This is a genomic window from Actinomadura sp. NPDC023710 (assembly GCF_040639875.1).
In the GTDB taxonomy this organism is placed as follows: domain Bacteria; phylum Actinomycetota; class Actinomycetes; order Streptosporangiales; family Streptosporangiaceae; genus Spirillospora; species Spirillospora citrea.
Genome location: NZ_JBFAGB010000014.1, coordinates 80,041 through 104,205, shown reverse-complemented (window position 1 = coordinate 104,205; position 24,165 = coordinate 80,041). Strand labels below are relative to the sequence as shown.

General features: G+C 73.8%; 23 protein-coding genes. 17 read left to right on the top strand and 6 right to left on the bottom strand.

Going from position 1 to position 24,165, the window contains the following annotated elements:
- Positions 1–89 precede the first annotated feature (89 nt).
- Complete coding sequence (locus AB0H37_RS18190) at positions 90–935, bottom strand: polysaccharide deacetylase family protein (protein ID WP_329093169.1); 846 nt, start codon at positions 933–935, stop codon at positions 90–92.
- Between the two features lie 237 nt (positions 936–1,172).
- Between AB0H37_RS18190 and AB0H37_RS18185 the strand changes: the two genes are divergently transcribed.
- A complete protein-coding gene (locus AB0H37_RS18185; RefSeq protein WP_360613866.1) occupies positions 1,173–1,805 on the top strand; it encodes a carbon monoxide dehydrogenase subunit G in 633 nt (210 codons plus the stop codon).
- A gap of 71 nt (positions 1,806–1,876) precedes the next feature.
- On the opposite strand, the gene AB0H37_RS18180 is transcribed toward AB0H37_RS18185, so the two are convergent.
- Entirely contained in the window at positions 1,877–2,251 is a 375-nt protein-coding gene (locus AB0H37_RS18180; RefSeq protein ID WP_179833837.1) for an FKBP-type peptidyl-prolyl cis-trans isomerase, read from the bottom strand.
- A gap of 142 nt (positions 2,252–2,393) precedes the next feature.
- On the opposite strand from AB0H37_RS18180, the gene AB0H37_RS18175 reads away from it, so the two are divergent.
- Both AB0H37_RS18175 and AB0H37_RS18170 read left to right on the top strand, forming a co-directional pair.
- Positions 2,394–4,433, top strand: a complete 2,040-nt coding sequence (locus AB0H37_RS18175) for a hydantoinase/oxoprolinase family protein (protein WP_360613863.1) — start codon at positions 2,394–2,396, stop codon at positions 4,431–4,433.
- Complete coding sequence (locus AB0H37_RS18170; RefSeq protein WP_360613861.1) at positions 4,430–6,289, top strand: hydantoinase B/oxoprolinase family protein; 1,860 nt, start codon at positions 4,430–4,432, stop codon at positions 6,287–6,289. Before AB0H37_RS18175 ends, AB0H37_RS18170 begins: the two co-directional genes overlap by 4 nt.
- A 6-nt stretch (positions 6,290–6,295) precedes the next feature.
- Here AB0H37_RS18170 and AB0H37_RS18165 read toward each other — a convergent pair whose 3' ends face one another.
- Positions 6,296–6,655 (bottom strand): hypothetical protein, encoded by a 360-nt coding sequence (locus AB0H37_RS18165; protein WP_329093163.1) that lies wholly within the window; start codon positions 6,653–6,655, stop codon positions 6,296–6,298.
- 424 nt (positions 6,656–7,079) lie between these two features.
- Between AB0H37_RS18165 and AB0H37_RS18160 the strand changes: the two genes are divergently transcribed.
- Positions 7,080–8,294 (top strand): phospholipase D-like domain-containing protein, encoded by a 1,215-nt coding sequence (locus tag AB0H37_RS18160; protein WP_329093161.1) that lies wholly within the window; start codon positions 7,080–7,082, stop codon positions 8,292–8,294.
- Here the strand turns inward: AB0H37_RS18160 and AB0H37_RS18155 are convergent.
- Complete coding sequence (locus AB0H37_RS18155) at positions 8,291–8,935, bottom strand: hypothetical protein (RefSeq protein WP_360613859.1); 645 nt, start codon at positions 8,933–8,935, stop codon at positions 8,291–8,293. The genes AB0H37_RS18160 and AB0H37_RS18155 overlap by 4 nt on opposite strands.
- Before the next feature lie 85 nt (positions 8,936–9,020).
- On the opposite strand from AB0H37_RS18155, the gene AB0H37_RS18150 reads away from it, so the two are divergent.
- Both AB0H37_RS18150 and AB0H37_RS18145 read left to right on the top strand, forming a co-directional pair.
- Positions 9,021–10,187, top strand: coding sequence for a CoA transferase (locus tag AB0H37_RS18150; RefSeq protein ID WP_360613857.1), 1,167 nt, complete (start codon positions 9,021–9,023; stop codon positions 10,185–10,187).
- Entirely contained in the window at positions 10,187–11,593 is a 1,407-nt protein-coding gene (locus AB0H37_RS18145) for an acyl-CoA synthetase (protein ID WP_360613983.1), read from the top strand. Before AB0H37_RS18150 ends, AB0H37_RS18145 begins: the two co-directional genes overlap by 1 nt.
- Here AB0H37_RS18145 and AB0H37_RS18140 read toward each other — a convergent pair.
- Positions 11,590–12,165 (bottom strand): helix-turn-helix domain-containing protein, encoded by a 576-nt coding sequence (locus tag AB0H37_RS18140; RefSeq protein ID WP_360613855.1) that lies wholly within the window; start codon positions 12,163–12,165, stop codon positions 11,590–11,592. The two genes, AB0H37_RS18145 and AB0H37_RS18140, sit on opposite strands and share 4 nt — an antisense overlap.
- A gap of 96 nt (positions 12,166–12,261) precedes the next feature.
- Between AB0H37_RS18140 and AB0H37_RS18135 the strand changes: the two genes are divergently transcribed.
- The 10 genes from AB0H37_RS18135 to AB0H37_RS18090 all read left to right on the top strand — a co-directional run bounded on the left by AB0H37_RS18135 (position 12,262) and on the right by AB0H37_RS18090 (position 21,823).
- Positions 12,262–12,903, top strand: a complete 642-nt coding sequence (locus AB0H37_RS18135; protein WP_329093151.1) for an NAD(P)H-binding protein — start codon at positions 12,262–12,264, stop codon at positions 12,901–12,903.
- 110 nt (positions 12,904–13,013) lie between these two features.
- Positions 13,014–13,958 (top strand): ABC transporter ATP-binding protein, encoded by a 945-nt coding sequence (locus AB0H37_RS18130; protein ID WP_360613853.1) that lies wholly within the window; start codon positions 13,014–13,016, stop codon positions 13,956–13,958.
- Positions 13,955–14,779, top strand: a complete 825-nt coding sequence (locus AB0H37_RS18125) for an ABC transporter permease (RefSeq protein ID WP_360613851.1) — start codon at positions 13,955–13,957, stop codon at positions 14,777–14,779. Before AB0H37_RS18130 ends, AB0H37_RS18125 begins: the two co-directional genes overlap by 4 nt.
- Before the next feature lie 48 nt (positions 14,780–14,827).
- Positions 14,828–16,141, top strand: a complete 1,314-nt coding sequence (locus AB0H37_RS18120; protein WP_360613849.1) for a sensor histidine kinase — start codon at positions 14,828–14,830, stop codon at positions 16,139–16,141.
- Positions 16,138–16,743 carry a response regulator transcription factor gene (locus AB0H37_RS18115; protein ID WP_179833854.1) on the top strand — a complete coding sequence of 202 codons (606 nt, stop codon included), beginning with the start codon at positions 16,138–16,140 and terminating at the stop codon, positions 16,741–16,743. Before AB0H37_RS18120 ends, AB0H37_RS18115 begins: the two co-directional genes overlap by 4 nt.
- Positions 16,744–16,822: 79 nt before the next feature.
- Entirely contained in the window at positions 16,823–17,986 is a 1,164-nt protein-coding gene (locus AB0H37_RS18110) for a pyridoxal phosphate-dependent aminotransferase (protein ID WP_329093142.1), read from the top strand.
- A 116-nt stretch (positions 17,987–18,102) separates the two neighbouring features.
- Positions 18,103–19,077: a carbamate kinase gene (locus tag AB0H37_RS18105; protein ID WP_360613846.1), complete on the top strand. Its 975-nt coding sequence runs from the start codon at positions 18,103–18,105 to the stop codon at positions 19,075–19,077.
- Between the two features lie 39 nt (positions 19,078–19,116).
- On the top strand, positions 19,117–20,229 hold the full coding sequence (locus AB0H37_RS18100) for a ring-opening amidohydrolase (RefSeq protein ID WP_329093138.1): 1,113 nt from the start codon (positions 19,117–19,119) through the stop codon (positions 20,227–20,229).
- A 71-nt stretch (positions 20,230–20,300) separates the two neighbouring features.
- A complete protein-coding gene (locus AB0H37_RS18095) occupies positions 20,301–20,996 on the top strand; it encodes an SseB family protein (RefSeq protein ID WP_360613844.1) in 696 nt (231 codons plus the stop codon).
- A 74-nt stretch (positions 20,997–21,070) separates the two neighbouring features.
- Positions 21,071–21,823: a phytanoyl-CoA dioxygenase family protein gene (locus AB0H37_RS18090; protein ID WP_360613842.1), complete on the top strand. Its 753-nt coding sequence runs from the start codon at positions 21,071–21,073 to the stop codon at positions 21,821–21,823.
- A 24-nt stretch (positions 21,824–21,847) separates the two neighbouring features.
- Here the strand turns inward: AB0H37_RS18090 and AB0H37_RS18085 are convergent, their stop codons facing one another.
- Positions 21,848–22,909, bottom strand: coding sequence for a DUF2332 domain-containing protein (locus AB0H37_RS18085; protein WP_360613840.1), 1,062 nt, complete (start codon positions 22,907–22,909; stop codon positions 21,848–21,850).
- Positions 22,910–22,985: 76 nt separating this feature from the next.
- On the opposite strand from AB0H37_RS18085, the gene aroC reads away from it, so the two are divergent.
- On the top strand, positions 22,986–24,164 hold the full coding sequence (gene aroC, locus AB0H37_RS18080; RefSeq protein WP_360613838.1) for a chorismate synthase: 1,179 nt from the start codon (positions 22,986–22,988) through the stop codon (positions 24,162–24,164).
- The last annotated feature ends 1 nt before the right edge of the window (position 24,165 follow it).

Here is a 24,165-nt window from a genome sequence, read left to right as displayed (position 1 = left end):
AGGGGACCTCGACCCCGCCAGCGTGTTGACCTTAGGCACAGACCGCCCGGGCCTCCGGCCCAACCGGGTTTCCTCCGGGAAGGTCGCTTTCAGGCGTGGGACGGCTGGTCAGGGGCATTTCCGCCGAGCGACCGCGGCAGGTAGTTCTGCACGGCGGCGGGCCGGAAGCCGGCCTGCCGGATCCAGCCGAGGATCATCTGGAACTCCTGGGCGAGCCCCTTGCGGTAGTGCATGAGGATGATGTCGCCGGGCTTGAACCCCTTGCCGCCGTCGGCGCGCGCGAAGCCGTTGTAGCCGACGCCGGGCCCGGAGGTGCCGTTGTAGAACTCCGCCGACCACAGCAGCACCGACTTGATGCCGCACTCCTTGGCGACCTGCAGGGTGGTCTGGTTGTAGCTCCCGAACGGAGGACGGAAGACCTGCGGCCGGTGCCCGTACTGCTTCTGGATGGCGTCCGAGGAGTCGCAGATCTGCTTCTTCTGCGCCTCGGCGCTCAGCGTCGCCATGTTGGGGTGCGTGACGGTGTGGTTCTCCATCTGCGAGCCCGCGTTGCGCATGGCCCAGAAGTACTGTCCCTGCCCCTTGATGTAGGTGGAGGTCAGGAACGTCAGGATGGGGACCTTCTCCTTGCGGACGAGGTTCACGAACTCCGAGTCGTAGGTGTAGCCGTCGTCGATGGTCAGGAAGACGACGCGCTCCCGCGTCTCGATCTGCTTGACGACGGGCGGCAGGCCGTTGGCGGCGGGCCGCGGCATCGTCCAGGACCCGGGCTCGGGCGTCGCCCACCGCTGGTCGTCGAGCACGGAGGCGAGCTGCGTCCGCATGGACGGGCCGGACTCGCCGCCGAGCCCGGCGGTCACGACGGGCCAGCCGCCCGCGGCCACGCCGAACACTCCGGCGGCGACCATGGCGATCACGGGCGTCTTCCCTGGCATCGGCCGCGTACTCCGTTCGCTCGGGGGGTGCAGTTCTCAGGGGCGGGCGGTTCTCCGCGTGCTGAGGGTCCGCATCGGTTGACGCGCGAGCGGCGATCGGGGTTCGCGCCCGCGCACAACCTGGCGGACATATCTGACCATTCCCAGAGCCCCCGGGAGCGCATCTGCCCAATCCTCGGCGTGTACTCGGCAGATGTTGCCGTTCGGGGAGGCGGCGGGGTTCTCTAAAGTCGGGTCATGCAGCTCACCGGCAGTGCCAGCGTCGCCGCGCCGCTCGACCGCGTCTGGGACGCGCTCCAGGACCCGGCCGTGCTGGCGAGGACGATCCCCGGATGCCGCTCCCTGGAGGAGACGGGGGACGGCACCTACCGCATGACGGTCACCGCGGGCGTCGCGTCGATCCAGGGCACCTACGTGGGGCAGGTCGAGCTGGCCGACCCCGACCCGCCGCGCTCGTTCGTGCTGCGCGCCCGCGGCCAGGGCGCGCCCGGCACGGTGGACGCCACGGTCCGCGTCCGGCTGTCGGACGGCGACGGCACGACCCGGATCGACTACGACGCGGACGCGGTCGTCGGCGGGATGGTCGGCGGCGTCGGGCAGCGGATGCTCGGCAGCGTCGCCAAGCGCACCGCGGGCGAGTTCTTCACCGCCGTCGAACGCGACCTCACGGCGCCCGCCCCGGCCCGCGCCCCGGCCCCGGAAACGGCGCCCGCGGCCCCGGCCGCCGCCGGGGCCGTGTACCCGGGACGCGCCGCGGCCGCGGCGCCGCCCCCGGCCTGGCTCCCGATGGCCGTCGCGTTCGGAACCGGCGGCGCGGTCGCCCTCGCAGGCGTCGCGGTCGGCTACCTCATCGGCCGCCGCGGCCGCTGACACGCCCGCCGGAAACGGCGACGGCGGGCGCCCCGGGCGCTCTCGCCCAGGGCACCCGCCGTTCGGGGCGGCTAGCTGACGCCCACCAGGTCGACGACGAAGATGAGCGTCTCGCCGGGCTTGATGGCGGGGCTCGGGCTGCGGTCGCCGTAGGCCAGGTGCGGCGGGATGACGAGCTTGCGGCGGCCGCCGACCTTCATCCCGGCGATGCCCATGTCCCAGCCCTTGATGACGCGGCCGGAACCGAGCTCGAAGTCCAGCGTGCCGCCGCGGTTCCAGGACGCGTCGAACTCTTCGCCGGTCGACCACGACACGCCGACGTAGTGCATCGACACCTGCGAGCCCTTGACGGCCTCCGGGCCGTCGCCCTCGGTGATGTCGGTGATGTCGAGGTAGGCGGGCGGCTGGCCCTCGGGGAAGTCGATCTCGGGGCGTTCAAGCGCCATGAACGGGCTCCAGCGTCTCGTCAGATGTGAGGACAGAACAGAGCTGCTCAGCCTATCCGCACGCGGGTCACGAAAGAACGAGGCTCCCGTTGGCAGATTGCGACGGTTTCGCAGGTGGCCGGCGTCCGGTAGACCTCTGTTCATGGTGAGGCGGCTGCGGATCGGCATCGACACGGGCGGGACGTTCACCGACGTCGTCGCGCTGGACGGGGACGGGACCCTCGTCACCACCAAGACGCCCTCGACGCCCGCCGACCCGGCCGAGGGGTTCGCCGACGGCGTCGCCAAGATCCTCCGGCTGACCGGCGCGGGACCGCGGGACGTCGCGGCGCTGTCGCACGGCACGACGGTCGCGACGAACCGGCTCCTGGAGGACCGGATCGACGACCTCGGATTCGTCACCACCGAGGGCTTCGCGTCGATCCTGGAGATCGCCAGGCAGAGCGTCCCGGACGGCTACGGCAACAGCTACTTCTGGGTGAAGCCGCCGCGGATCGTCCCCGCGCACCGGGTGCGGGCGGTCGGCGGGCGGCTCGACCACACCGGCGCCGAGCTGCGCCCGTTCGACGAGGATTCGGCGGTCGCGGCGGCCCGCTGGTTCCGCGACCAGGGCGTTCTCGCGATCGGGGTGTGCTTCCTGCACTCCTACGCCGACCCGTCCCACGAGCTGGCGATGCGGGACGTGCTGGCCCGGGAGCATCCGGACGCGGTCGTGTCCCTGTCGTGCGAGGTGCTGCGCGAGTACCGGGAGTACGAGCGGTCGGTGACGACGCTCGTCGACGCCGCGGTCAAGCCCGCGATGAACGGCTACCTCGCGCGGATCGCCGAGCGCGTCGCGTCCCGGCTGCTGGTGATGAAGAGCAACGGCGGCGTCCTGTCGGCGGACGAGGTGGCGCGGCAGCCGATCACGACCGTGCTGTCCGGCCCGGCGGCCGGGGCGCTCGGCGCGGCGTTCGTGGTCGCGCGCAGCGGGCACGGCTCGGTGGTGACGCTGGACGGCGGCGGGACGTCCACCGACGTCGCGGTCGTCCTGGACGGCGAGCCCACCCTCACCACCGAGGGGTCCATCGGCCGCCACCCCGTCAAGATCCCGATGATCGACATCGTCACCGTCGGCGCGGGCGGCGGGTCGGTCGCGTGGCGCTCGCCGGAGGGCGCGCTGAAGGTCGGGCCGCGCAGCGCCGGCGCCGACCCCGGGCCGCTGTGCTACGGGCGCGGCGGCGCCGAGGCCACGGTGACCGACGCGCACGCCGTCCTCGGCCGCATCCCGCCGCATCTGCTGGGCGGCGAGGTGCCCCTGGACGTGGACGCCGCCCGCCGGGGCCTGGAGGCCCTCGCCGGGGACCTCGGCCTGCCGGTCGAGCGGGCCGCCGCCGGGATCCTGGAGATCTCCGCGTGGAACCAGGCCAACGCCATCCGGCAGATCACCGTCAAGCGCGGCCTGGACGTGCGCGACTATCCGCTCGTCGCGTTCGGCGGCTCCGGGCCCCTGCTGGCGTGCCGGCTGCTCGACGTCCTCGCCCTGCCCGCCGCCGTCGTCCCGGAGAACCCCGGCAACCTGTCGGCGTTCGGGCTGCTCACAGTGGACGTGAAGAACGACTACGTCCGGACCCGCGTCGTCCGCGACGCCGAGCTCGACCCCGCGCTCCTCGCCGGCGTCTACGCCGACCTCGAAGCCGAGGCCGCCGAGGCCCTGGCCCGCGAGGGGTTCCCCGAGGACCGCCGCCGCTTCGCCCGCTCCGCCGACCTGCGCTACTACGGCCAGGCGTTCGAGGTGCGGGTCGCCGCCCCCGCCGGGCCGCCGGACCAGGGGCTGCGCGCCGAGGTCGTCCGCCGCTTCCACGACGCGCACGAGGCCCTCTACGGCTACTGCTACCGGGACGACCCGCGCCATCCGGTCGAATGGGTCAACCTGCGGGTCTCCGGCATCGGACCCATCGAACGGCCGCGGCCGACCGAGCGTCCGCCCGGGGACGGCGACCCGTCGCGGGCCCGCACCGGAACGCGGACCGTCTACTTCGACGCGTGGGAGGAGGCGGCCGTCTACCGGCGCGAGAAGCTCGCGCCCGGGGACACCGTCGAGGGCCCGGCCGTCATCGAGGAGTTCGGCTCGACGCTCCCGCTGCACCCCGGCTTCACGGCGACCCTGGACGGCCACGGCAACCTGGTGGTGACCCGATGACCGGCCCCACGCCCGACCCGGCGACCGACCCGATCCTGCTGGAGATCGTCGAGGGGACGCTGGCGTCGGTGGAGCGCGAGGTCGAGACGGCCATCGCCCGCACCGCCCGCTCGCCGATGATCCGCGACGCGCACGACTTCCGCGCCGGGATCCACGACCGCCGCCTGCGCAAGCTGACCGGACGGTCCTACTCGGCGCTCGTCCAGCCGGTCGCCCGCGACTTCCCGCCGGACGAGATGCGGCCCGGCGACGTGTTCTTCCACAACGACGTCTACCTGTCCGAAGGCGGCATCGGGCACCTGCCCGACCTGTGCGTGACGGTCCCGGTGTTCCACGAGGACGAGGTGGTCGCGTTCGTCCAGGCGTTCGGCCACCACGACGACATCGGCGGCGCCGTCCCCGGGTCGATGCCGAGCCACGCCCGCAGCGCGTTCGAGGAGGGCCTGATGGTCCCCCCGATCAAGCTGTGGGACCGGGGCGTGCCGAACCGCGCGGCGCTGACCATCATGACCCGCAACTCGCGGATGCCCGACTCGCTCGCCGGCGACCTGGACGCCGAGTGCTCGGCGTGCCTGATGGGCGCCCGCCGCCTCGGCGAGCTGTTCGCCCGCTACGGCCGCGCCGACGTCGAGGCCTGCTTCGACGCGATCATCGACCGGACCACCGAGACGTTCCGCCGCGAACTGCTCGCCAAGATCCCGGACGGGACGTTCGTGTGGGAGGACTACGCCGAGCACGACGGCGTGGACCCGCCCCGCCTGCACGCCCAGCGCATCACGCTGACGGTCGACAAGGCCGCCGCCGTCCCGCTCGTCATCGACTTCACCGGGACGTCCCCGCAGGCCAAGGGGCCCATCAACCACGCCGGCGACTACTCGGGCGGGGTCTTCCTGAAGAAGTGGCTGGCGCCCGTCCTGCGCAACCTCGCCGACACCCCCGAGCGGGCCGCCGAACTCGACGTCAACGAGGGCGTGGTGCCGCTCATCGAGATGCGGTTCCCGGAGAAGGGCACCCTGCTCACGCCCGTGTTCCCCGCCCCGACGAACGCCCGCACGTTCGTCATCCTGCGGCTGCTCGGCGTCCTCGCGGGCGTGCTGGCCAAGGCGACGGGCGGCCGGATGCCCGCCGACCAGGAGACCATCCGCTACACGGGCGTCTACGGCGAGGACGACCGCGGCCCCTACCTGATGCGGGAGGTGCTCGGCGGCGGCTCCGGCGGCCGCTACTACGCCGACGGCGAGGACACCATCCACGTCGTGCCCGACTCCCGCAACATCCCCGCCGAGTTCGCCGAGGCCCGCTGGCCGTTCGTCGTCGAACGCCTCGGCCTCGCCGTCGACTCGGGCGGGCCGGGGGAGCACCGCGGCGGCCTCGGCTACGACAAGCACATCCGGATGCTCCGCGACGCCCGCTACATGTCGATCGCCGACCGCTCCATCCTGTCGTGCTGGGGCGTCAACGGCGGCCGCGCGGGACGTCCGTTCCGCGTCGACATCGACGGCGAGGAGATGGACGGCCTCGTGGACGACCGGCCCGTCCGCGCCGGGCAGGTCATCCGCATCCGCACGACCGGCGGGGGCGGCTGGGGCGACCCGCTGGACCGTGACCCGTCCCGCGTGGCCGCCGACGTCCGCGACGGCAAGGTCTCCCCGGCCGGCGCCCGCGACGACTACGGCGTCGTCCTCACCGAGGACGCCGCGCCGGCCGGCCGCTCCGTGGACGCCGAGGCGACCGAGATCCTCCGCGCACGGCTCCGCGCCGAACGCGGCCCCGTCCCGTTCTTCGACCGCGGCCCCGGGTACCCCGCGCTCTCCGGCGGCGCCACCTCCGCCGACGTCGACGCCCTCGACCCCTGAGAGGGCCTACCGCCTGGGTTCGCGCCCGGCGGCGAGCTCGGCGAAGACGTGGTCGGGGTCGTGCTGCATCCAGTACCGGAACATGAGCGAGACCCTGCCCCCGTCGTCGCCGAACGAACTGATCGGCCCGGACGCGTCCACGAGGAAGCGCGGCTCGTCCCACTGCTGCGCCACGACCGCCAGCGGACGATCGGCCACCAGGATCCACGTCGCCCGCCCACCGGCGATCATGGCGAGGAAGCGCCGTTCCAGCAGCCCCGCGACCACGTCGCTCAACGGGGTCTCGGGCGGCACGTCGATGCTCCGGGCATGGGGCAGGACGTCGTCGCCCGCGGCCACGCTGCCGCGGTCCACTTCGATGATCATCGTTCGACCGCCCCTCCGCGTCCGCCGGGCCTGGCCGGCCCGCCATCCGGGCGGCCAGCCTATCCACGGGGTCATCGCCGCCCTCGCACGCGCCCTGCGGCTCACCGACGCACAGTCGGGCCTGGTGCCGAAGGCGCTTGGTGGGGCGGTCGCATTTCGATTTGGTCTTCGGGTGGCTGGTCTTCCTGGTGGGGCACATTTTGAGGCGCGGTAAGGGCCATGGCCCGGCGGCGGTACGCTCGGTGTCCGGGTGCGTGCATTGTGTGGTGGGAAATGATGTCGATTCACTCACACCCACGGCACGGCGGCATGAAATGCGAATCCGGGGGGACGCATCCCGGCCGAGCGGCGATCACTTTCGTGCTTTCGGTGTGGCGGCACCAGTCCGTCGATCGTCGGCCTTGGCGTGAGGAGAAGACAGCAGATGACCGTGTCGCAGCAGGAGCCGACGCCCCCCGGAGACGACCTGCTCTCCTCTCCTTCCGATGACCGCGCGCACCGGATCCGCCGCGCCCTGGAGCGGCTGATCGGCGTGGCGGCGACGGAGGGCAATGCGGTGACGCCCCTGCGCAACGGAGATGAGATCTTTCCCCGGATGCTGGAGGAGATCGCCGGGGCGCGGAGCACCATCGACATGATGACCTACGTGTACTGGCGCGGGGACATCGCGCACCGGTTCGCCGACGCGCTGTCGGAGCGCGCCCGCGACGGGGTGCGGGTCCGGTTGCTCCTGGACGGCATCGGCGCCTGGCAGATCGAGAAGGACCTGGTGGAGCGGATGGAGCGGGCGGGCGTGACGGTCGCCTGGTTCCGCAAGCCCGTGTACGTGTCGCCGTTCAAGCAGAACCACCGCTGCCACCGCAAGGTGCTGGTGGTGGACGAGCAGGTGGCCTTCACCGGCGGGGTCGGCATCGCGGAGGAATGGGGCGGTGACGCCCGAGACGAGAGCGAGTGGCGCGACAGCCATTTCCGGGTCCGCGGGCCCGCGGTGGACGGGATCGCGGCAGCGTTCGCGCAGAACTGGGCCGAGTGCCACGACACGCTGTTCGACGACCGCGACCGTTTCATCGGCCATGAACCGGCCGGTGACGCCGTGGTGCAGGTGGTGCGAGGGTCGGCCAGCGTCGGCTGGCAGGACATGCAGACCCTTCTCCGCGTCGTCCTGCAGTTGGCCGAGCGGCGGCTGCGGCTCGCCTCCGCCTATTTCGCCCCCGACGACTACTTCGTCGATCTGCTGTGCAGGACCGTCGCCCGCGGTGTCGAGGTGGAAATGCTCCTCCCCGGCCCGCACGCCGACAAGCGCGTGAGCCGCCTGGCGAGTCAGCGCCATTACGAGGACCTTTTGAAGTGCGGTGTGCGCATTCACCAGTTCCAGCCGTCGATGCTGCACACGAAAATCCTCACCATGGACGGAATGGTCTCGCTCATCGGGTCCACGAACTTCAACCGGCGGTCGATGGATCATGACGAGGAGGTCATGCTCGCCGTGATCGACCAGGATCTGACCGCGACCCTGGACGCCCATTTCGACGAGGACCTCGCCCGCAGCCGGCGGGTCGACCATGCGCGGTGGGCCCGGCGTTCGGTGAGGCAGCGCGCCAAGGAAATGTCGATCACGCCCATCCGCCGTTTCCTCTAGGCCCCGGGGACCGGTCGGCCGGCGTTCCGGGGGAGGACCCCGAAGCGGTACGGGGTGAAGGTGGTGCCGTCCACGAGGAGGTCGCAGCGGTCGACGGTGGCGTCGGCGGTGAAGTGGGCCTGCTCGCGGACGGCCCAGTCCTCCCAGGCCCCGGCGTACTCGGGGCCGTCCCGGTCGAGGGCGCGGGCGCGGCGCAGGTCGTACGGTGCGTCGATCCAGATCCGGTAGGCGGCGGGCGCCTTCGCCCAGGCGGAGCCGACGCCCTCGACGATCAGGACGGGTGCGGGCGGGACGCTCTCCTCGGGGCCGTAGCGGTCGTGGTGCCAGTCGTAGCGGCGCAGCACGACGGGGCGCCCGTCCCGCAGCGGGCCGAGCACCGCGTGCCGCAGGGGGCGCCACCAGGTGAGCGGGTCCGCGTCCCACGGCACCCGGAAGTCGTCCGACCGGACCACCGGGGCGCCGACCAGGACCTCGGCCAGGTGGCCCGCGAACGTGGACTTGCCCGCGCCGCTCGGGCCGTCCACGGCGACGATCCGCACCGGGCCGCAGGACGGCGGCAGCGCGAGCAGCCGCGCGGCGAGCGCGGGGTAGGTCACGCTGGAACGGGCCCCACCGGGGTAGGACGCGGCGGACTGCGACACGGACGGCATACTTCCAGGTACCGGCCCCCCGAAGGAGCCGCCCCTCCAGACGGTCCCCCAGGAGCCCCCAGAAGGAGAACGTCCTTTGCCCGGACCGCTCGAAGGCGTCGTGATCGTCGACCTCAGCCGCGTCGTGGCGGGCCCGCAGGCCACGATGGCCCTCGCCGACCTCGGCGCCCGCGTGATCAAGGTCGAGCAGCCCGGCACCGGCGACGAGACCCGGGGCTGGGGCCCGCCGTTCGCGGGGGAGGACCGGGTCAGCACCTACTACCTGTCGATCAACCGGAACAAGGAGTCGATCGCCCTCGACCTGAAGTCGGACGAGGGCCGGGACGTCCTCACCCGGCTCGTCCGGCAGGCCGACGTGCTGGTGGAGAACTTCCGGGCCGGCGTGCTCGACCGGCTCGGCTTCCCGGTGGAGCGGCTGCACGAGCTGAACCCGGCCCTGATCGTCCTGTCCATCACCGGGTTCGGGCATGACGGGCCCGAGGGCGGACGGCCCGGCTATGACGCGATCATGCAGGGCGAGGCGGGCGTCATGAGCGTGACGGGGCCGCCCGGCACGCCGAGCAAGGTCGGTTTGTCGATCGCCGACATCCTCGCCGCGGGCAACGGCGTCGCGGGCGTGCTGGCCGCCCTGTACGAGCGGACCCGCACCGGGCGCGGGACCGTCGTCCGCACCTCGCTGCTGGCGTCGGTGGTCGGCGCCCACATGTTCCAGGGGACGCGCTGGACCGTCGCCCGGGAGGTCCCCGAGTCGGTCGGCAACGACCACCCGTCCATCGCCCCGTACGGGACGTTCCGCTGCAAGGACGGGCAGCTCCAGATCGGCGTCGCGAACCAGAACCTGTGGCGCAGGTTCGCGCCGATCGTCGGCCTGGACCCGGACGACGCCCGCTACGCGACGATCCCCGACCGCGCGGGCCGGCGTGCCGAGCTGACCGCCGACATCGAGCGGGTCCTCGCAACCGACACGCGCGACGCCTGGCTCGCGCGGTTCGGCGAGGCGGGCGTCCCGGCCGGGGCGATCCGGTCGATCGACGAGGTGTACGAGTGGGAGCAGACCCGCTCGCAGGGCCTGGTCGTCGAGGTGGACCACCCGCAGCTCGGTCCCATCGAGCTGCCGGGGCCGCCGCTGCGCTTCGACGGCGCGCCGCCGCGCGGGCACACCGCGCCGCCGCTGCTCGGCGAGCACACCGGCGCGGTCATGGCGTGGCTCCAGGAACGGGAGAACGAGGAGAGGGGCGAGTGATGGACCTGCTCGGCGGGACGGGCGGCCCGGTGCGGATCGCCGGACGTGAGCTGCCACGCGACGAGCTGTTCGGCTGGGCGTCCGCCGTCGCCGCGGAGATCCGGGGCGCGGACGCGGTCGCCGTGATCGCCACGGCGTCCCTGGAGACGGTCGTCGCGGTCGTGGGCGGCCTCCTCGCGGGCGTCCCCGTGGTGCCGGTGCCGCCCGACTCCGGGCCCGCCGAACGCGCGCACATCCTCGCAGACTCCGGCGCGAGCATGCTTCTCGCGGACGGAGGGGCGAAGGTCTCCCCGAGCGAGCCGCCCCTCCTCCCGGTCGACTGGCTGCCGCGCCATGGAGACGGCGGGAACGGCGGAAACGGCGAGGTCCCCGCCGACGCGACGGCCCTGATCCTCTACACGAGCGGGACGACGGGCGCGCCGAAGGGCGTGCTGATCTCGCGGAGCGCCATCGCCGCCGGGCTCGACGCCCTCGCCGAGGCATGGGCCTGGACGCCCGGCGACGTCCTGGTCCACGGGCTTCCGCTGTTCCACGTGCACGGGCTCGTCCTCGGCGTGCTCGGACCCCTGCGGGTCGGTTCGCCCCTCGTCCACACCGGGCGCCCCAAGCCGGAGCTGTACGCGGCGGCGGCGCGGGACGACGGCGGCAGCCTGTTCTTCGGCGTCCCCACCGTCTGGTCGAGGACGGCGGCGGACCCGTCCACCGCCGAGGCCCTGCGCGGCGCGCGGCTGCTCGTCTCCGGCAGCGCGCCGCTGCCCGTGCCCGTCTTCGAGCGGCTCTCGGCCCTCACCGGGCACCGCCCGGTCGAGCGGTACGGCATGACCGAGACCCTCATCACGATCAGCGCCCGCGCGGAGGGCGACCGGCGCCCCGGCCACGTCGGCACGCCGCTGCACGGCGTCCGGACCCGCCTCGCCGCCGAGGACGGCTCGGCCGTCCCCTCGGACGGGGAGACGCCCGGCGAACTGCACGTCCGAGCGCCGCTGCTGTTCAAGGGGTACCTCAACCGGCCCGAGGCGACCGCGAAGTCGTTCACGCCGGACGGCTGGTTCCGCACCGGCGACATCGCCACGATCGGCCCGGACGGCTGGCACCGGATCGTCGGGCGGGCGTCCACCGACCTCATCAAGAGCGGCGGCTACCGGATCGGCGCCGGCGAGATCGAGAACGCGCTGCTCGCCCACCCCGCCGTGCGGGAGGCCGCCGTCGTCGGCACGCCGCACGACGACCTCGGTGAGCAGGTCACCGCCTACGTCGTCGCCGACGGGGTGGGCGAGAAGGCGCTCATCGACTTCGTGGCCGAGCGCCTGTCGGTGCACAAGCGGCCCCGCGTCGTCCACCTGGTCGGCTCCCTGCCCCGCAACGCCATGGGCAAGGTCGTCAAGACCCGCCTGAGCGAGCTCTAGGGGAGGAGCTCGGCGAGGACGGGCCGGACCAGGTCGCGGGCGAACGGCTCGGGATGGCCGGGAGCGTCGTCTCCTTTCGCGAAGTAGAGCAGGAAGCCCTGCTGGAAGCACGCGCCCATCAGCAGGGCCGCCGCGGCCTGCGTGTCGGCGGACGGGGCGACCCGGCCGAGGTCGCGTTCGGCGTCCAGGTAGCGGGCCAGGGCGCGCACCGGCTCGTGCGGGCCCGCGCCGTACCTGCGCAGCGACTCGCGGGTCGCGTGCAGCAGCCGCGGCTGCGCCGCCATCGAGACCATCATCGGGAACGACCGCCGGTAGAAGTCCAGCGCGCCGTGCACGATCTTGACGAGGTTCGACTCGACGGTGCCCTCACCCGGGACGCCCATCGAGGTGAACGGCGGCATGCGCTCCTTCAGGACGCTCAGCATCAGCTCGTCCTTGTCGCGGAAGTGCTTGTAGAGCAGCGCCTCGGAGTAGCCGGCCGCCTTCGCGATCTCCTTGGTGGTGGCGCGGGCGACCCCGTGGCGCCGCATGATGTCCGCCGCGGCGTCCAGGATCCGTTCGCGCGCGCTCAATGAGGCCCCCTTGACAGGTGAGTGAACGCTCACCACCATAGGGGTTAGTAAGTACTCACTCACCCCCTTCTCCCCACCGATCTCCAGGAGGACACGATGAGGCTCACGGTGTTCGGGGCGACCGGCGGCACCGGCGTCCAGGTCGTCCGGCGCGCGCTGGACGCCGGGCACGAGGTGACCGCCGTCGTCCGCGACCCGGCCGCCCTGCCCGGCGAGATCCGCGCCTGCGCCGACGTGGTCCGGGCCGACGTCATGGACCCGGCCGCGATCGAGGAGGCGGTCAAGGGCCGCGACGCCGTCGTCACCGCGATCGGCACCCGCGACGGCCGCCGTCCGACCAGCGTCTGCGCGACCAGCACGGGCAGCATCATCGCGGCCCTGCGGGCGGCCGGGGCCGAGCGGTTCGTGCTGACCAGCGCGTCCGGGCTCCACGCCGGGCCGGGCGACGACCCGCTCACCCGGTTCGTGGTCAAGCCGCTGGTCCTGGGCCCGCTCCTCAAGCACGCGTTCGCCGACATGCGCGCCGCCGAGGCCCTCACCCGCGACTGCGGCCTCGCCTGGACGATCGTCCGCCCGCCGCGCCTCACCGACGGCCCCGGCAACGGCCGCTACCGCAGGGCGCTGGACCGCAATGTCCTCGGCGGCGCGTCCATCGCCCGCACCGATCTGGCCACCGCGCTCCTCGACGTCACCGGCGACCCGTCCACCATCGGGCACGTCGTCAGCGTCGCGGGCTGAGCCGCCGCGAAGGCCATGACACCTGTCACGCCGATCGCCTGACGGCGCGCCGCCGGAACCGGTGACACGCGCTTCTACCGGGGCGCCCCCGCGGTCGCGACGCTGGAGGCATGGAGACCAACCCAGCCATCCGCGTCGACGGCCTCCGGCAGCGGTACGGGGACTTCGAGGCCGTCGCCGGGATCTCGTTCGACGTCGCGCCGGGGGAGCTGTTCGCCCTGCTCGGCACCAACGGCGCGGGCAAGACCACCACCCTCGAAACGCTGGAGGGGCACCGGACCGTCCACGAGGGCACGGTCCGGGTCCTCGGCCACGACCCGCACCGGGAGCGCCGCAAGGTCCGCCCGCGCATGGGCATCATGCTGCAGGACGGCGGCTTCTTCGCCGACCTCACCGTCGCCGAGACCGTCGAGCACTGGCGCGGCTTCACCCCCTCCGCGCGCGACCGCGACGAGGCCGTCGCCATGGCGGGCCTCACCGAGAAGGCGGGGGTGCGGGTGCGGCAGCTGTCCGGCGGCCAGAAGCGCCGCCTCGACCTCGCGCTGGCCCTGCTCGGCAGGCCCGACGTCCTGTTCCTGGACGAGCCGACGAGCGGCATGGACCCCGAGGCCCGGCGCGCGACCTGGGACATCGTCAGGGAGGTGGTGGCCGGCGGCACGGCCGTGCTCCTCACCACCCACTACCTGGAGGAGGCCGAGCACCTCGCCGACCGGCTCGCGATCCTGCACCGCGGCCGGATCGAGGCGTCCGGCACGGTCGCCGACGTCGTCGCCGGGCACGGCGACCGCATCGACTTCCGGCTGCCCGGGCGCCTCCAGGTCGCCGAACTGCCCCCTCTGCGGGGCACCCGCGCCGACGTCCGCCTGGAGGGCGGACGCGCCGTCGCGTCCTACGCCCTGCCCTCCCGCGGCGGCGAGGACCCCGGGCTCCAGGCGGGGCTCTACGAGCTGCTGCGCTGGGCCGACGAGGAGGGCGTCCGCCTGGACGGCCTGCGGGCGCGCAGCGCCTCCCTCGAAGACGTCTTCCTGCGCACCGCCGAAGGAGCCTCCCGATGAGCCTCCCCCTGGTGAACATCCCCTCGGTGAACGCCGCCGCCGTACTGCGCGTCGCCCGGCTCGACCTCACCCTGCTCTGGCGCAACCGGACGGCCCTGTTCACCGCCGCCGGCCTGCCGGTCCTGTTCGCGGCCATGCTCGTCCCGGTCCGCGGCGAGAAGATCGACGGCGTGGACGGCGCCCTCCTGCAGGGCACCGGCCACCTGGGGTTCTTCCTGGTCTTCGCCGTCTTCATGAACCTCGTCAACGTGCTCACCGCCCGCCGCGAGGACCGCACGCTCAAGCGGCTGCGCGGCACCGCCCTGTCGGACGCGGAGATCACCGCGGGCAGCGTGCTCACCGCGACCGCGCTGTACGCGGTGCAGGCCCTCGCGCTGCTGGTCCTGCTCGGCGCCGCGATGGGCGGCGGGATCCCCGCCGACCCCGTCCTGGTGCTGGCGGGGCTCGCGGGCGGCGCCGCCGTGTTCGCGACGCTGGCGTTCGCCGTCTCGGGGATCACCCCGAACGCGGAGCTGGCGCAGCTCACCGTCCTGCCGATCATGTTCGGCTGCATGCTCGGGGCCGGCGTGATGTTCCCGATGGACGGCCTGCCCGGCTGGGTCCGGGAGGCCTGCCGCTGGGTGCCGCTCAGCCCGGTCGTGGAGATCGTCCGGACGGGGTACTTCGGCCAGGACTTCGTGCACCGCCCCGGCCACCCGTCCGTCGGCCTCGCCGAGGGCTGGCTCACCTGCGTGCGGCCGTTCCTCGTCCTGGCCTTCTGGGGCGCGTTCGGCCGCCTGCTGGCCGCCCGCTGGTTCCGGTGGGAGCCGCGCCGCGCCTGAATCATCGCGGGCCCGGCGTTACAGTGCGATGCGAGGAGGAACAAGGACATGGCGGTCGCGACCACGGCGGACATCGAGGAACAGGCCGCCCGCAAGCTGGAGCGGTATCGGCGGGTGACGTACCGCTCGTTCATGTTCGCCGCCGTGGGCTTCATCCTGCCGGGCCTGTACGGGCTCGAAGACGCCTACACCAACGGCGACGTGGGCGTGCCCGTCCTCGTCGCGGTCGTCGCGGGGCTCGCGGTGCTCGCCTGGTGCTACGCGCGTCTCGTGCGGGCGGGCCTCGAAGGCGCCGTGTCCAGGCGCAACGTCGTGGGCAGTGGCGTCGTCGCCGCCGCGTTGAGCCTGATGATGCTCACCGGCCCGTGGTTCAGCGTCATCCCCGTCTTCTGGGTCTCGGCGGTGGTGCTGGCGCCGATGGGGCGGGGACGGATCGTCGCGCTGTGCGCTGGCACCGGGGCGTACTGCGGGGTGGTCGCCACGGTCGCCGCGGGGCGCCTGTACCCCGAGGGCGACGCCCACTGGTACGAGATCTTCCCGGTGCTGTGCGCGCTGTACACCGCGGTCTGCGGGTTCGTCGTGTTCGTCAACCGGTACCAGCGGCGCATGTGGGAGCTGCACCAGGAGGCGTACGAGGCCCGCGACGCCCTCGCCCGTCTCGCGGTCACCGAGGAGCGGCTCCGCTTCTCCCGGGACCTGCACGATCTGCTCGGCCACAGCCTGTCCCTCATCGCGGTGAAGAGCGAGCTGGCCAGGCGGACGGTGCGCGACGACCCCGACCGGGCGGGGGCCGAGATGGCCGACGTCCAGCGCGCCGCCAGGGAGGCCCTCCGGGAGGTCCGCGCCGCCGTCCGCGGCTACCGGGCCGTGGAGCTGGACGCCGAACTGGCCGGGGTCCGGGCCGTGCTGGAGGCCGCCGGGGTGCGCTGCGAGATCGGCCGCCTGCCGGACGGGCTGCCGCCGGAGGTCCGCTCGGTGCTCGCCTGGGTGATCCGCGAGGGCGCCACCAACGTCATCAAGCACAGCGAGGCGAGGAACTGCGCGATCAGCCTCGGCGTGTACCGCGACTCCGCTCCCGGCGACGCACTCCACGGTGACTCCGTGGTCCTGGAGGTGCGCAACGACGGCGTCCGCGGCGCCGAGACCGCCGCGGGCTCGGGCCTGACCGGCCTCACCGAACGCGTCGCCGTGCTCGGCGGCGAGATCACCGCGGGCCGGCACGGCCGCGACGGGTTCCTGCTGCGCGCCGCCGTCCCGCTCCCGCCCGTGGACGGGCCGGTCGGCGGCGGCCCGCTGGGAAGCGGTCAGGGCGGGACCGGGACGGACGCCGGTCAGGTGCTCCCGGCCGGGAGGCCGGCGTGATCCGCGTCCTGCTCGCCGACGACGAGCACCTCATCCGCGGCGCCGTCGCCGCCCTCCTCGGGCTGGAGCCCGATCTGAAGGTCGTCGCCGAGGTCGGCCGCGGCGACGAGGTCGCCGCCGCGGTCGCCGCGCACGCGCCGGACGTGGCCGTCCTCGACATCGAGATGCCGGGCGCGGACGGCCTCGCCGTCGCCGAGGAGCTGCACGCCTCCGGCGCCCGCTGCGCGGTGTGCATCCTCACCAGCTTCGGCCGTCCGGGCTACCTGCGCCGCGCCATGTCCGCCGGGGTCCGCGGCTTCGTCGCCAAGGACGCTCCCACCGACGAGCTCGCCAGCGCCATCCGCAAGATCCACGGAGGCGGCCGGTACCTGGACGCCGAGCTGGCCGCCAGCGCGATGGCCGCGGGGGACAACCCGCTCTCCGAGCGGGAGCGCGACGTCCTCCGCCTCGCCGGGGCGGGCGCCGAGACCGCCCGCATCGCGGCCGACCTGCACCTGTCGGAGGGCACCGTCCGCAACTACCTGTCCACCGCCATGGCGAAGATGGGCGAACCCACCCGCATCCGCGCCGCCCGCGCCGCGATCGACATGGGCTGGATCTGACCGCGCTCCGAGCACCGTGGGATCCCCCGACACGATGCTCCCCGCGTGTGCGGGGACGGCGGGCGTTTAACCTTGCTGTGTGAGTGAGCCACTGGTCGAGCGCATGCGGGGATTCGGCGAGACCATCTTTGCTGAGATGTCCGCACTGGCCGTCTCGACGGGATCGATCAACCTCGGCCAGGGATTTCCCGATTCCCATGGTCCGCAACCCATGCTGGACGTCGCGATCGAGGCCATCCGGTCGGGGGCCAACCAGTACCCGCCCGGTCCCGGACTGCCCGAACTCCGGGAGGCGGTGGCGGCGCAGCGGCTGGAGCGGTACGGGCTGTCGTTCGATCCGGCGACCGAGGTGTTCGTGACGGTCGGGGCCACCGAGGGGATCGCCGCGTCCGTGCTGTCGCTGGCGGGGCCGGGCGACGAGGTCGTCGTGTTCGAGCCGTACTACGACTCCTACGCGGCCGTGATCGCGCTCGCCGGGGCGGTGCGCAGGCCCGTCACGCTGCGCCCGGTGGAGGGGCGCTTCACCTTCGACCCGGGCGAGCTGCGCGCCGCCGTCGGCCCGCGCACCCGGGCGATCCTGGTGAACTCGCCGCACAACCCGGCCGGCACCGTGTTCACGCGCGACGAGCTGGAGACCATCGCGGACGTCTGCCGGGAGCGCGACCTGGTGGCGATCACCGACGAGGTGTACGAGTACCTGACGTTCGACGAGACCGAGCACATCCCGCTGGCGACGCTCGACGGCATGCGCGAGCGGACGGTGTCGGTGTCGTCCGCGGGCAAGTCGTTCTCCGTCACCGGCTGGAAGACCGGGTGGGTGACGGCGCCCGCCCCCTACATCCGGGCCGTCCAGACCGTGAAGCAGTTCCTCACCTACGCGGTCAGCGCCCCCTACCAGCGCGCCGCCGCGTACGCGCTGCGCAACGAGATCCCGTGGGTGGAGGAGCTGCGCAAGTCGCTCCAGGCCAAGCGGGACCGGCTCATCACGGGCCTTGAGGCGGCCGGCTTCACGACCTGCCGTCCGCAGGGCACCTACTTCGTGCAGGCCGACATCCGCCCGCTCGGCTTCACCGACGGAAGGGAGCTGGCCCGGGCCCTGCCGGAGAAGGCGGGCGTCGTGGCGATCCCGAGCCAGGTGTTCTACGACCACGCCGAGGCGGGCGCCCACTTCGTCCGGTTCGCGTTCTGCAAGAAGGACGAGGTCATCGACGAGGCCGTGAGTCGCCTGGCGCGCCTGCGCTGAGGGATCCGCGCGGTGCGGGCGCCGTGGAGAACCGCCGGAACTTGCCGAAGAAACGGCGTTCGTTAGGCGGAATTCGCCCGTGAGCGGCGACCGCCGCGCGGGTTAGCGTCCGTCCCGTGACCTGGGGCCATGCAGGAGGACACGGCGGGACGCTCGGCGGCGAGCGGATCCTGATCGCCCTCGGCGGCAACGCCATGACCGCGCCGGACGGCAGCGCCACCCCGGACGCGCAGGCGGCCGCGATCGAGGCCGCGATGACGCGGGTGGCGGACCTGGCCGCGGCGGGCGCGCGGGTCGCGCTCACGCACGGGAACGGCCCGCAGGTCGGGAACCTGCTGATCAAGAACCAGCTGGCGGCGGGCGTGGTGCCGCCCGTCCCGCTGGACTGGTGCGGCGCGCAGACCCAGGCCACCGTCGGTGTGATGATCATGAATGCGCTGGAGCGGGCGCTGGCCGCGCGGGGCGCCGCCCGCCCGGTGTCGACGGTGGTGACGCGGACGCTCGTGGACGCCTCCGACCCGGGCTTCGCGGCCCCCGCCAAGCCGATCGGCCGCTACTTCCCCGAAGCCGAGGCCCGCCGATCGATGGCGCTCGGCCAGGTGTGGAAGCGGTTCGGCGCCCGGGGCTGGCGGCGCGTCGTCGCCTCACCCGAGCCGCAGGAGATCCTGGACGCCGACGCGGCGGCCGTGCTGCTGGAGGCCGGGCACGTCGTGGTCGCCGCGGGCGGCGGGGGAGTGCCCGTGGTCCGGGCGGACGGGGCGCTGCGGGGCGTCGAGGCCGTCGTCGACAAGGACCTGGCCGCGCAGCTGCTGGCCCGCCGCCTGGAGGCGACCACCCTCGTGATCGTCACGGACGTGGAGAACGCCATGACCGGGTTCGGGACGCCGCAGGCCCGCCCGCTGCACCGCACGACGGTCGCGGAGCTGACCGGGCTGGCCGCCGCCGGGCACTTCGCCGGCGGCAGCATGGGGCCGAAGGTCGAGGCGGTGCGGCGGTTCGTCGCGGGCGGCGGGCGGCGGGCGGCGATCGCCTCGCTGGCCCGGCTGGGCGACGCCGCGCACGGCGAGGCCGGGACGGTCGTCGAGAGCTGACCCCGGGTAGGGACGGATCAACACAGCAGGTGAGGAGCGATGACGGTGCCCGATCCGATCGAAGTCCGCAAGATCCCCATCGAGAGCGTGACCGACGCGTCCGGGCTGGCCCGGCTGATCGACGACGGCGTCCTGGAGGCCGACCGGGTCCTGGCCGTCGTCGGCAAGACCGAGGGCAACGGCGGCGTGAACGACTACACGCGGCTGCTGGCCGACCGGGCGTTCCGCGAGGTGCTCCTCGCCAAGGGCACCCGGACGGCGGACGAGGTGGCGCGGGTCCCGCTGGTGTGGTCGGGCGGCACGGACGGGGTGCTCAGCCCGCACGCGACCGTCTTCGCGACCGCCGATCCCGCCCGCGTCCCCGCCTCTGACGAGCCGCGGCTGTCGGTCGGCGTCGCGATGAGCGAGGTCATCCTGCCCGAGGACATCGGCCGTCCCGCGATGGTGGAGACCGTCGCCGCCGGCGTCCGCGAGGCCATGAAGGCCGCCGGAATCGACGATCCGGCCGACGTCCACTACGTGCAGACCAAGACGCCGCTGCTCACCCTCGACACGATCAACGACGCGAAGACCCGCGGCCGCGACGTGGTCACCGAGGACACCCTCAAGTCGATGGACATCTCCAACTCCACGACCGCGCTCGGCATCGCCGTCGCGCTCGGCGAGATCGAGGCGCCGTCGGCCGAGCAGATCCACAAGGACCTGGCGCTGTACTCGTCGGTGGCGTCGTGCTCGTCCGGCGTGGAGCTGGACCGGGCGCAGATCGTGGTCGTCGGCAACGTGCGCGGCGTCGGCGGCCGGTACCGCGCCGGGCACGGTGTGATGAAGGACGCGCTCGACGCCGACGGGATCTGGGACGCCGTCCGGTCGACGGGCCTGGACCTGCCCGAACGGCCCCGCACGTCCGACCTCGGCGACCGGCTCGTCAACGTGTTCATCAAGTGCGAGGCCGACCCGGGCGGCTCGGTCCGGGGCCGCCGCAACATCATGCTGGACGACTCCGACGTGCACTGGCACCGGCAGATCAAGGCGTGCGTCGGCGGTGTCGCCGCGTCCGTCACCGGCGACCCGGCGGTGTTCGTGTCGGTCGCGGCGGTGCACCAGGGGCCGTCCGGCGGCGGCACCGTCGCGGCCATCGCCGACCTCGGCTGAGGGCGCCGGAGACGCGGAGAGTATCCATGGAGTAGCCCCTTGTGGCCGCCGGAGGTTATAGCCTTCCTGGCGTGTCCGGACTGACCATTCCCGAACCACAGTTCCCCGGGGACGACGGAAGCGCCGATCCCCGGTTGTGCGAGGCGCTCGCCGGGTACGCGTCCGGCCGCGTCGGCGTCCACACGGTGCTGCGGCGGCTTCAGGGCGCGCGGCTGCTGGTGCCGATCGTCGCCGTCCTCACCGAGGAGGAGCCGGCCGCCCCCGGCGAGCTGCGGCGGGAGAAGTCGAGCGACATGGCGCTGCCCACCCTGATCGGCGACGACGGGCGGCGCGGCGTGCTCGGCTTCACCTGCGCCGAGACGATGAAGGCCTGGCGCGCCGACGCACGCCCGGTCGCGGTGCGGGCCGGCGACGCCTGCCGCGCCGCCCTCGACGAGGGCGCGGACGCCCTGGTCGTGGACGTGGCGGGCCCTGTCCCGTTCGCCGTGGACGGGTTGCGCCTGCACCTGCTCGCCGACGGCCGCGCCGTTCCGCCGCCCCACGAGGACCCCGACATCCTCGCCGCGGTCGAGGCCGCGTTCGGCTCCGACCCCTCCGTCAGCGGGGTCCGCGTCGTCGAGGGCACCTCCGCGGAGATCGCCGTCCGCTTCGCCGTCGTCCCCGGGCACGACGAGCGCGGCACCGTCCAGCGGGTCTCCGACCGCCTCGCGGAGCTGCTGCGCGGCCGGATCGTCGGCGGCATCGAGCTGAACGTGCTGCGCAGGTAGCCCTCCACGCGGGCGGGCCCGGGGGCGCGGTAAACCGCTGGCGTCCGCCGCGGCCGCTCTGCGACGCTGGCGCCATGATCGACGTTGACGCCTTCCTCGCCGACGGTTACGTCCGGGTGGAGCAGGCGTTCCCCCGGGAGCTGGCCGCCGAGTGCCGTGACATCCTGTGGCGCGACACCGGCTGCGACCCCGACGACCCCGCGACGTGGACGCGTCCGGTCGTGCGGCTCGGCGACCACACCGAGGAGCCGTTCCGGGCCGCCGTGAACACCGGCGCACTGCGTGCCGCGTTCGACGCCGTCGTCGGGAAGGACGCCTGGCTGCCGCGCGGCGGCCTCGGCACGTTCCCGGTGCGGTTTCCCAGCGACCAGCCGCCCGGCGACGACGGCTGGCACATCGACGCGAGCTTCCCCGGCGACGACCCGGCCGACTTCATGTCCTACCGGGTGAACGCCGCGTCGAAGGGCCGCGCGCTGCTGATGCTGTTCCTGTTCTCCGACGTGGGGGAGGACGACGGGCCGACCCGCATCCGCGTCGGCTCCCATCTGGACGTCCCGCCGATCCTGGAGCCCGCGGGGGAGGCGGGCCTCACGTTCATCGACCTGGCGGGCAGGGCCGTCCCCGCGACCGAGCACCGCCCGCTCACCTTCGCCACGGGGCAGGCGGGCGACGTGTACCTGTGCCACCCGTTCCTGGTGCACGCCGCGCAGGCGCACCGGGGCGCCGTCCCCCGGTTCATGGCACAGCCGCCCCTCCACCCGGCGGGGCCGCTTCCCCCGACGTCCCCCGTGCGGGTCGCGATCGACCGAGCCCTCGGCCGATCCTGACGCCGGGGACGAGGGCGTAGCGGCTTAGAACCAGGTGGTGGGGAGGCCGTGGGACGGGCCCTCGCCGAGGATCACCGGCTCCCCGCCCGGCCACAGCCGCAGCGTCACGACGTGCAGGACGTCCAGCCGTGAGGCGTCGCGCCCCTCGAACGACAGGTGCGCCACGGGTGCGTCGGGGGTGGCCGCCGCCCCGGCCCGCTCGATGCTCCGGTCGACGCGCGCGGCCTCGTCCCGCGACATGTACGCGCGCATCGTCGAGTGCCACACGACCGTGGCGACGCCCTGCTCGGGGGCCAGCCCTTCCAGGAAGTCCGCCGCGCCCGCCTTCACGACCGTCGCGGGTACCCGCGCGGCGACCTCGAACGCCGCCCGCAGCCGCGCCACCCGCGCCGCCTGGTCGGGCCACACGTACGACAGGAGCCGCTGCCGCCCGGCGGGCGAGGTCGTGTCCAGCGGGTTCGGGTCGCATCCCCGCCGCTCGGCGATGGCGAGCGGCGCGCCCACCGGGGGAAGGCCCCGCCAGGCGTCCGGCAGGACGACCGGCGACTCCGGCCCGTACGCGCCGCTCTCGTGCAGGAACCGGAACCGGTCGGCGCGCAGGTTCAGGCCCGCGCTGGCCCCGATCTCCAGCAGCCTGACCGGCGGGGAGGGCGCCGGGGTGCGCGTGGGACGGCAGGCGTCGGCGATCGTGAGGAGCCCGCCGACGAGCGGCGCCGACCGCCCGACCTCGTTGGTCTGCGGCGGGTCGAGGAGGCCGTCGCGGATCTCGGCCGCGTGCCCGGCCAGCACGTCCCGGAACGCGGGCCAGGCCTGCAGCGGGTCCTCCGTCCCGCCGGCGGTCGGGTAGTGCGCGGCCAGGTCCGGCACCCGTCCCTCAAGGACGAGCCGGTGCACCGTCCCCAGCATGCCCAGGATGTATCCGGTCTCCGTGCGCTCCCCGAGCACACCCGTCACGACCTTGCCCGGATCGTCCGCCGCCCGCGTGAGCAGTTCGGCGTACATCGGCGACCCCAGCTGGGCGGACGCCCGCGCCTGGGCCAGCAGCGCCCGCCTGGTCTCGGCCCCTTCCGAACCGGCTCTCCTCATCGCCACCTCCGCGAGGAGCCTCTCAGATGCTGGACGCCGTCACGGGCGGGCGCGCGGAGTCAATAGGATTCGTCCCATGCTGCGATGGTTGACTGCGGGGGAGTCCCATGGCCCGGCTCTGACCGCGATCGTGGAGGGGCTGCCGGCCGGTGTGCGCGTGACCTCGGGGGACATCGCCGAGGAGTTGCGCCGCCGGAGGCTCGGCCATGGGCGGGGCGCCCGGATGAAGTTCGAGCAGGACCAGGTCACGATCATCGGCGGCGTCCGGCACGGGGTGACGCTCGGCGGGCCGGTCGCGATCGAGGTCGGCAACACCGAGTGGCCCAAGTGGGAGACGGTCATGTCGGCCGACCCCGTGGACGCCGACGTCCTCGCGGCCCAGGCCAGGAACGCCCCGCTGTCGCAGCCGAGGCCCGGCCACGCCGACCTGGTCGGCATGCAGAAGTACGGCTTCGACGACGCCCGGCCCGTCCTGGAGCGGGCGAGCGCCCGCGAGACGGCCGCGCGGGTCGCGCTCGGCACCGTCGCCAAGGCGTTCCTCAAGCAGGCCCTCGGCGTGGACGTCCTGAGCCACGTGATCGCGCTGGGCGAGGTCGAGGCCCCCGAGGGCGTCCTGCCGGAGCCCGGCGACCTGGGGCGGGTGGACGAGAGCCCGGTGCGCTGCTTCGACGGCGAGGCGTCGGCGCGGATGGTCGCGCACATCGACGAGACCAAGAAGGCCGGCGACACCCTCGGCGGCGTGGTGGAGGTCCTCGCCTACGGGCTCCCGCCCGGCCTCGGCAGCCACGTCCACTGGGACCGGCGCCTGGACTCCCGGCTCGCCGGCATCCTCATGGGCATCCAGGCGATCAAGGGCGTGGAGCTCGGCGACGGGTTCACCACCGCCCGGCGGCCCGGCTCGCGGGCGCACGACGAGATCGACGCGACCCCCGACGGGATCCGCCGCCGCACCAACCGGGCCGGCGGCGTCGAGGGCGGCATGACGACCGGCGAGGTGCTGCGCGTACGGGCCGCGATGAAGCCGATCTCGACCGTCCCGCGGCGGCTCGACACGATCGACGTCACGACCGGCGAGCCCGCCAAGGCGATCAACCAGCGCAGCGACGTGACGGCCGTCCCGGCCGCCGGGGTGGTCGCCGAGGCGATGGTCGCGCTCGTCCTCGCGGACGCGGCGCTGGAGAAGTTCGGCGGCGACTCCGCCGAGGAGACCGCCCGCAACCTGCGCGGATACCTGTCCTCTCTGACGATCAAGTGAG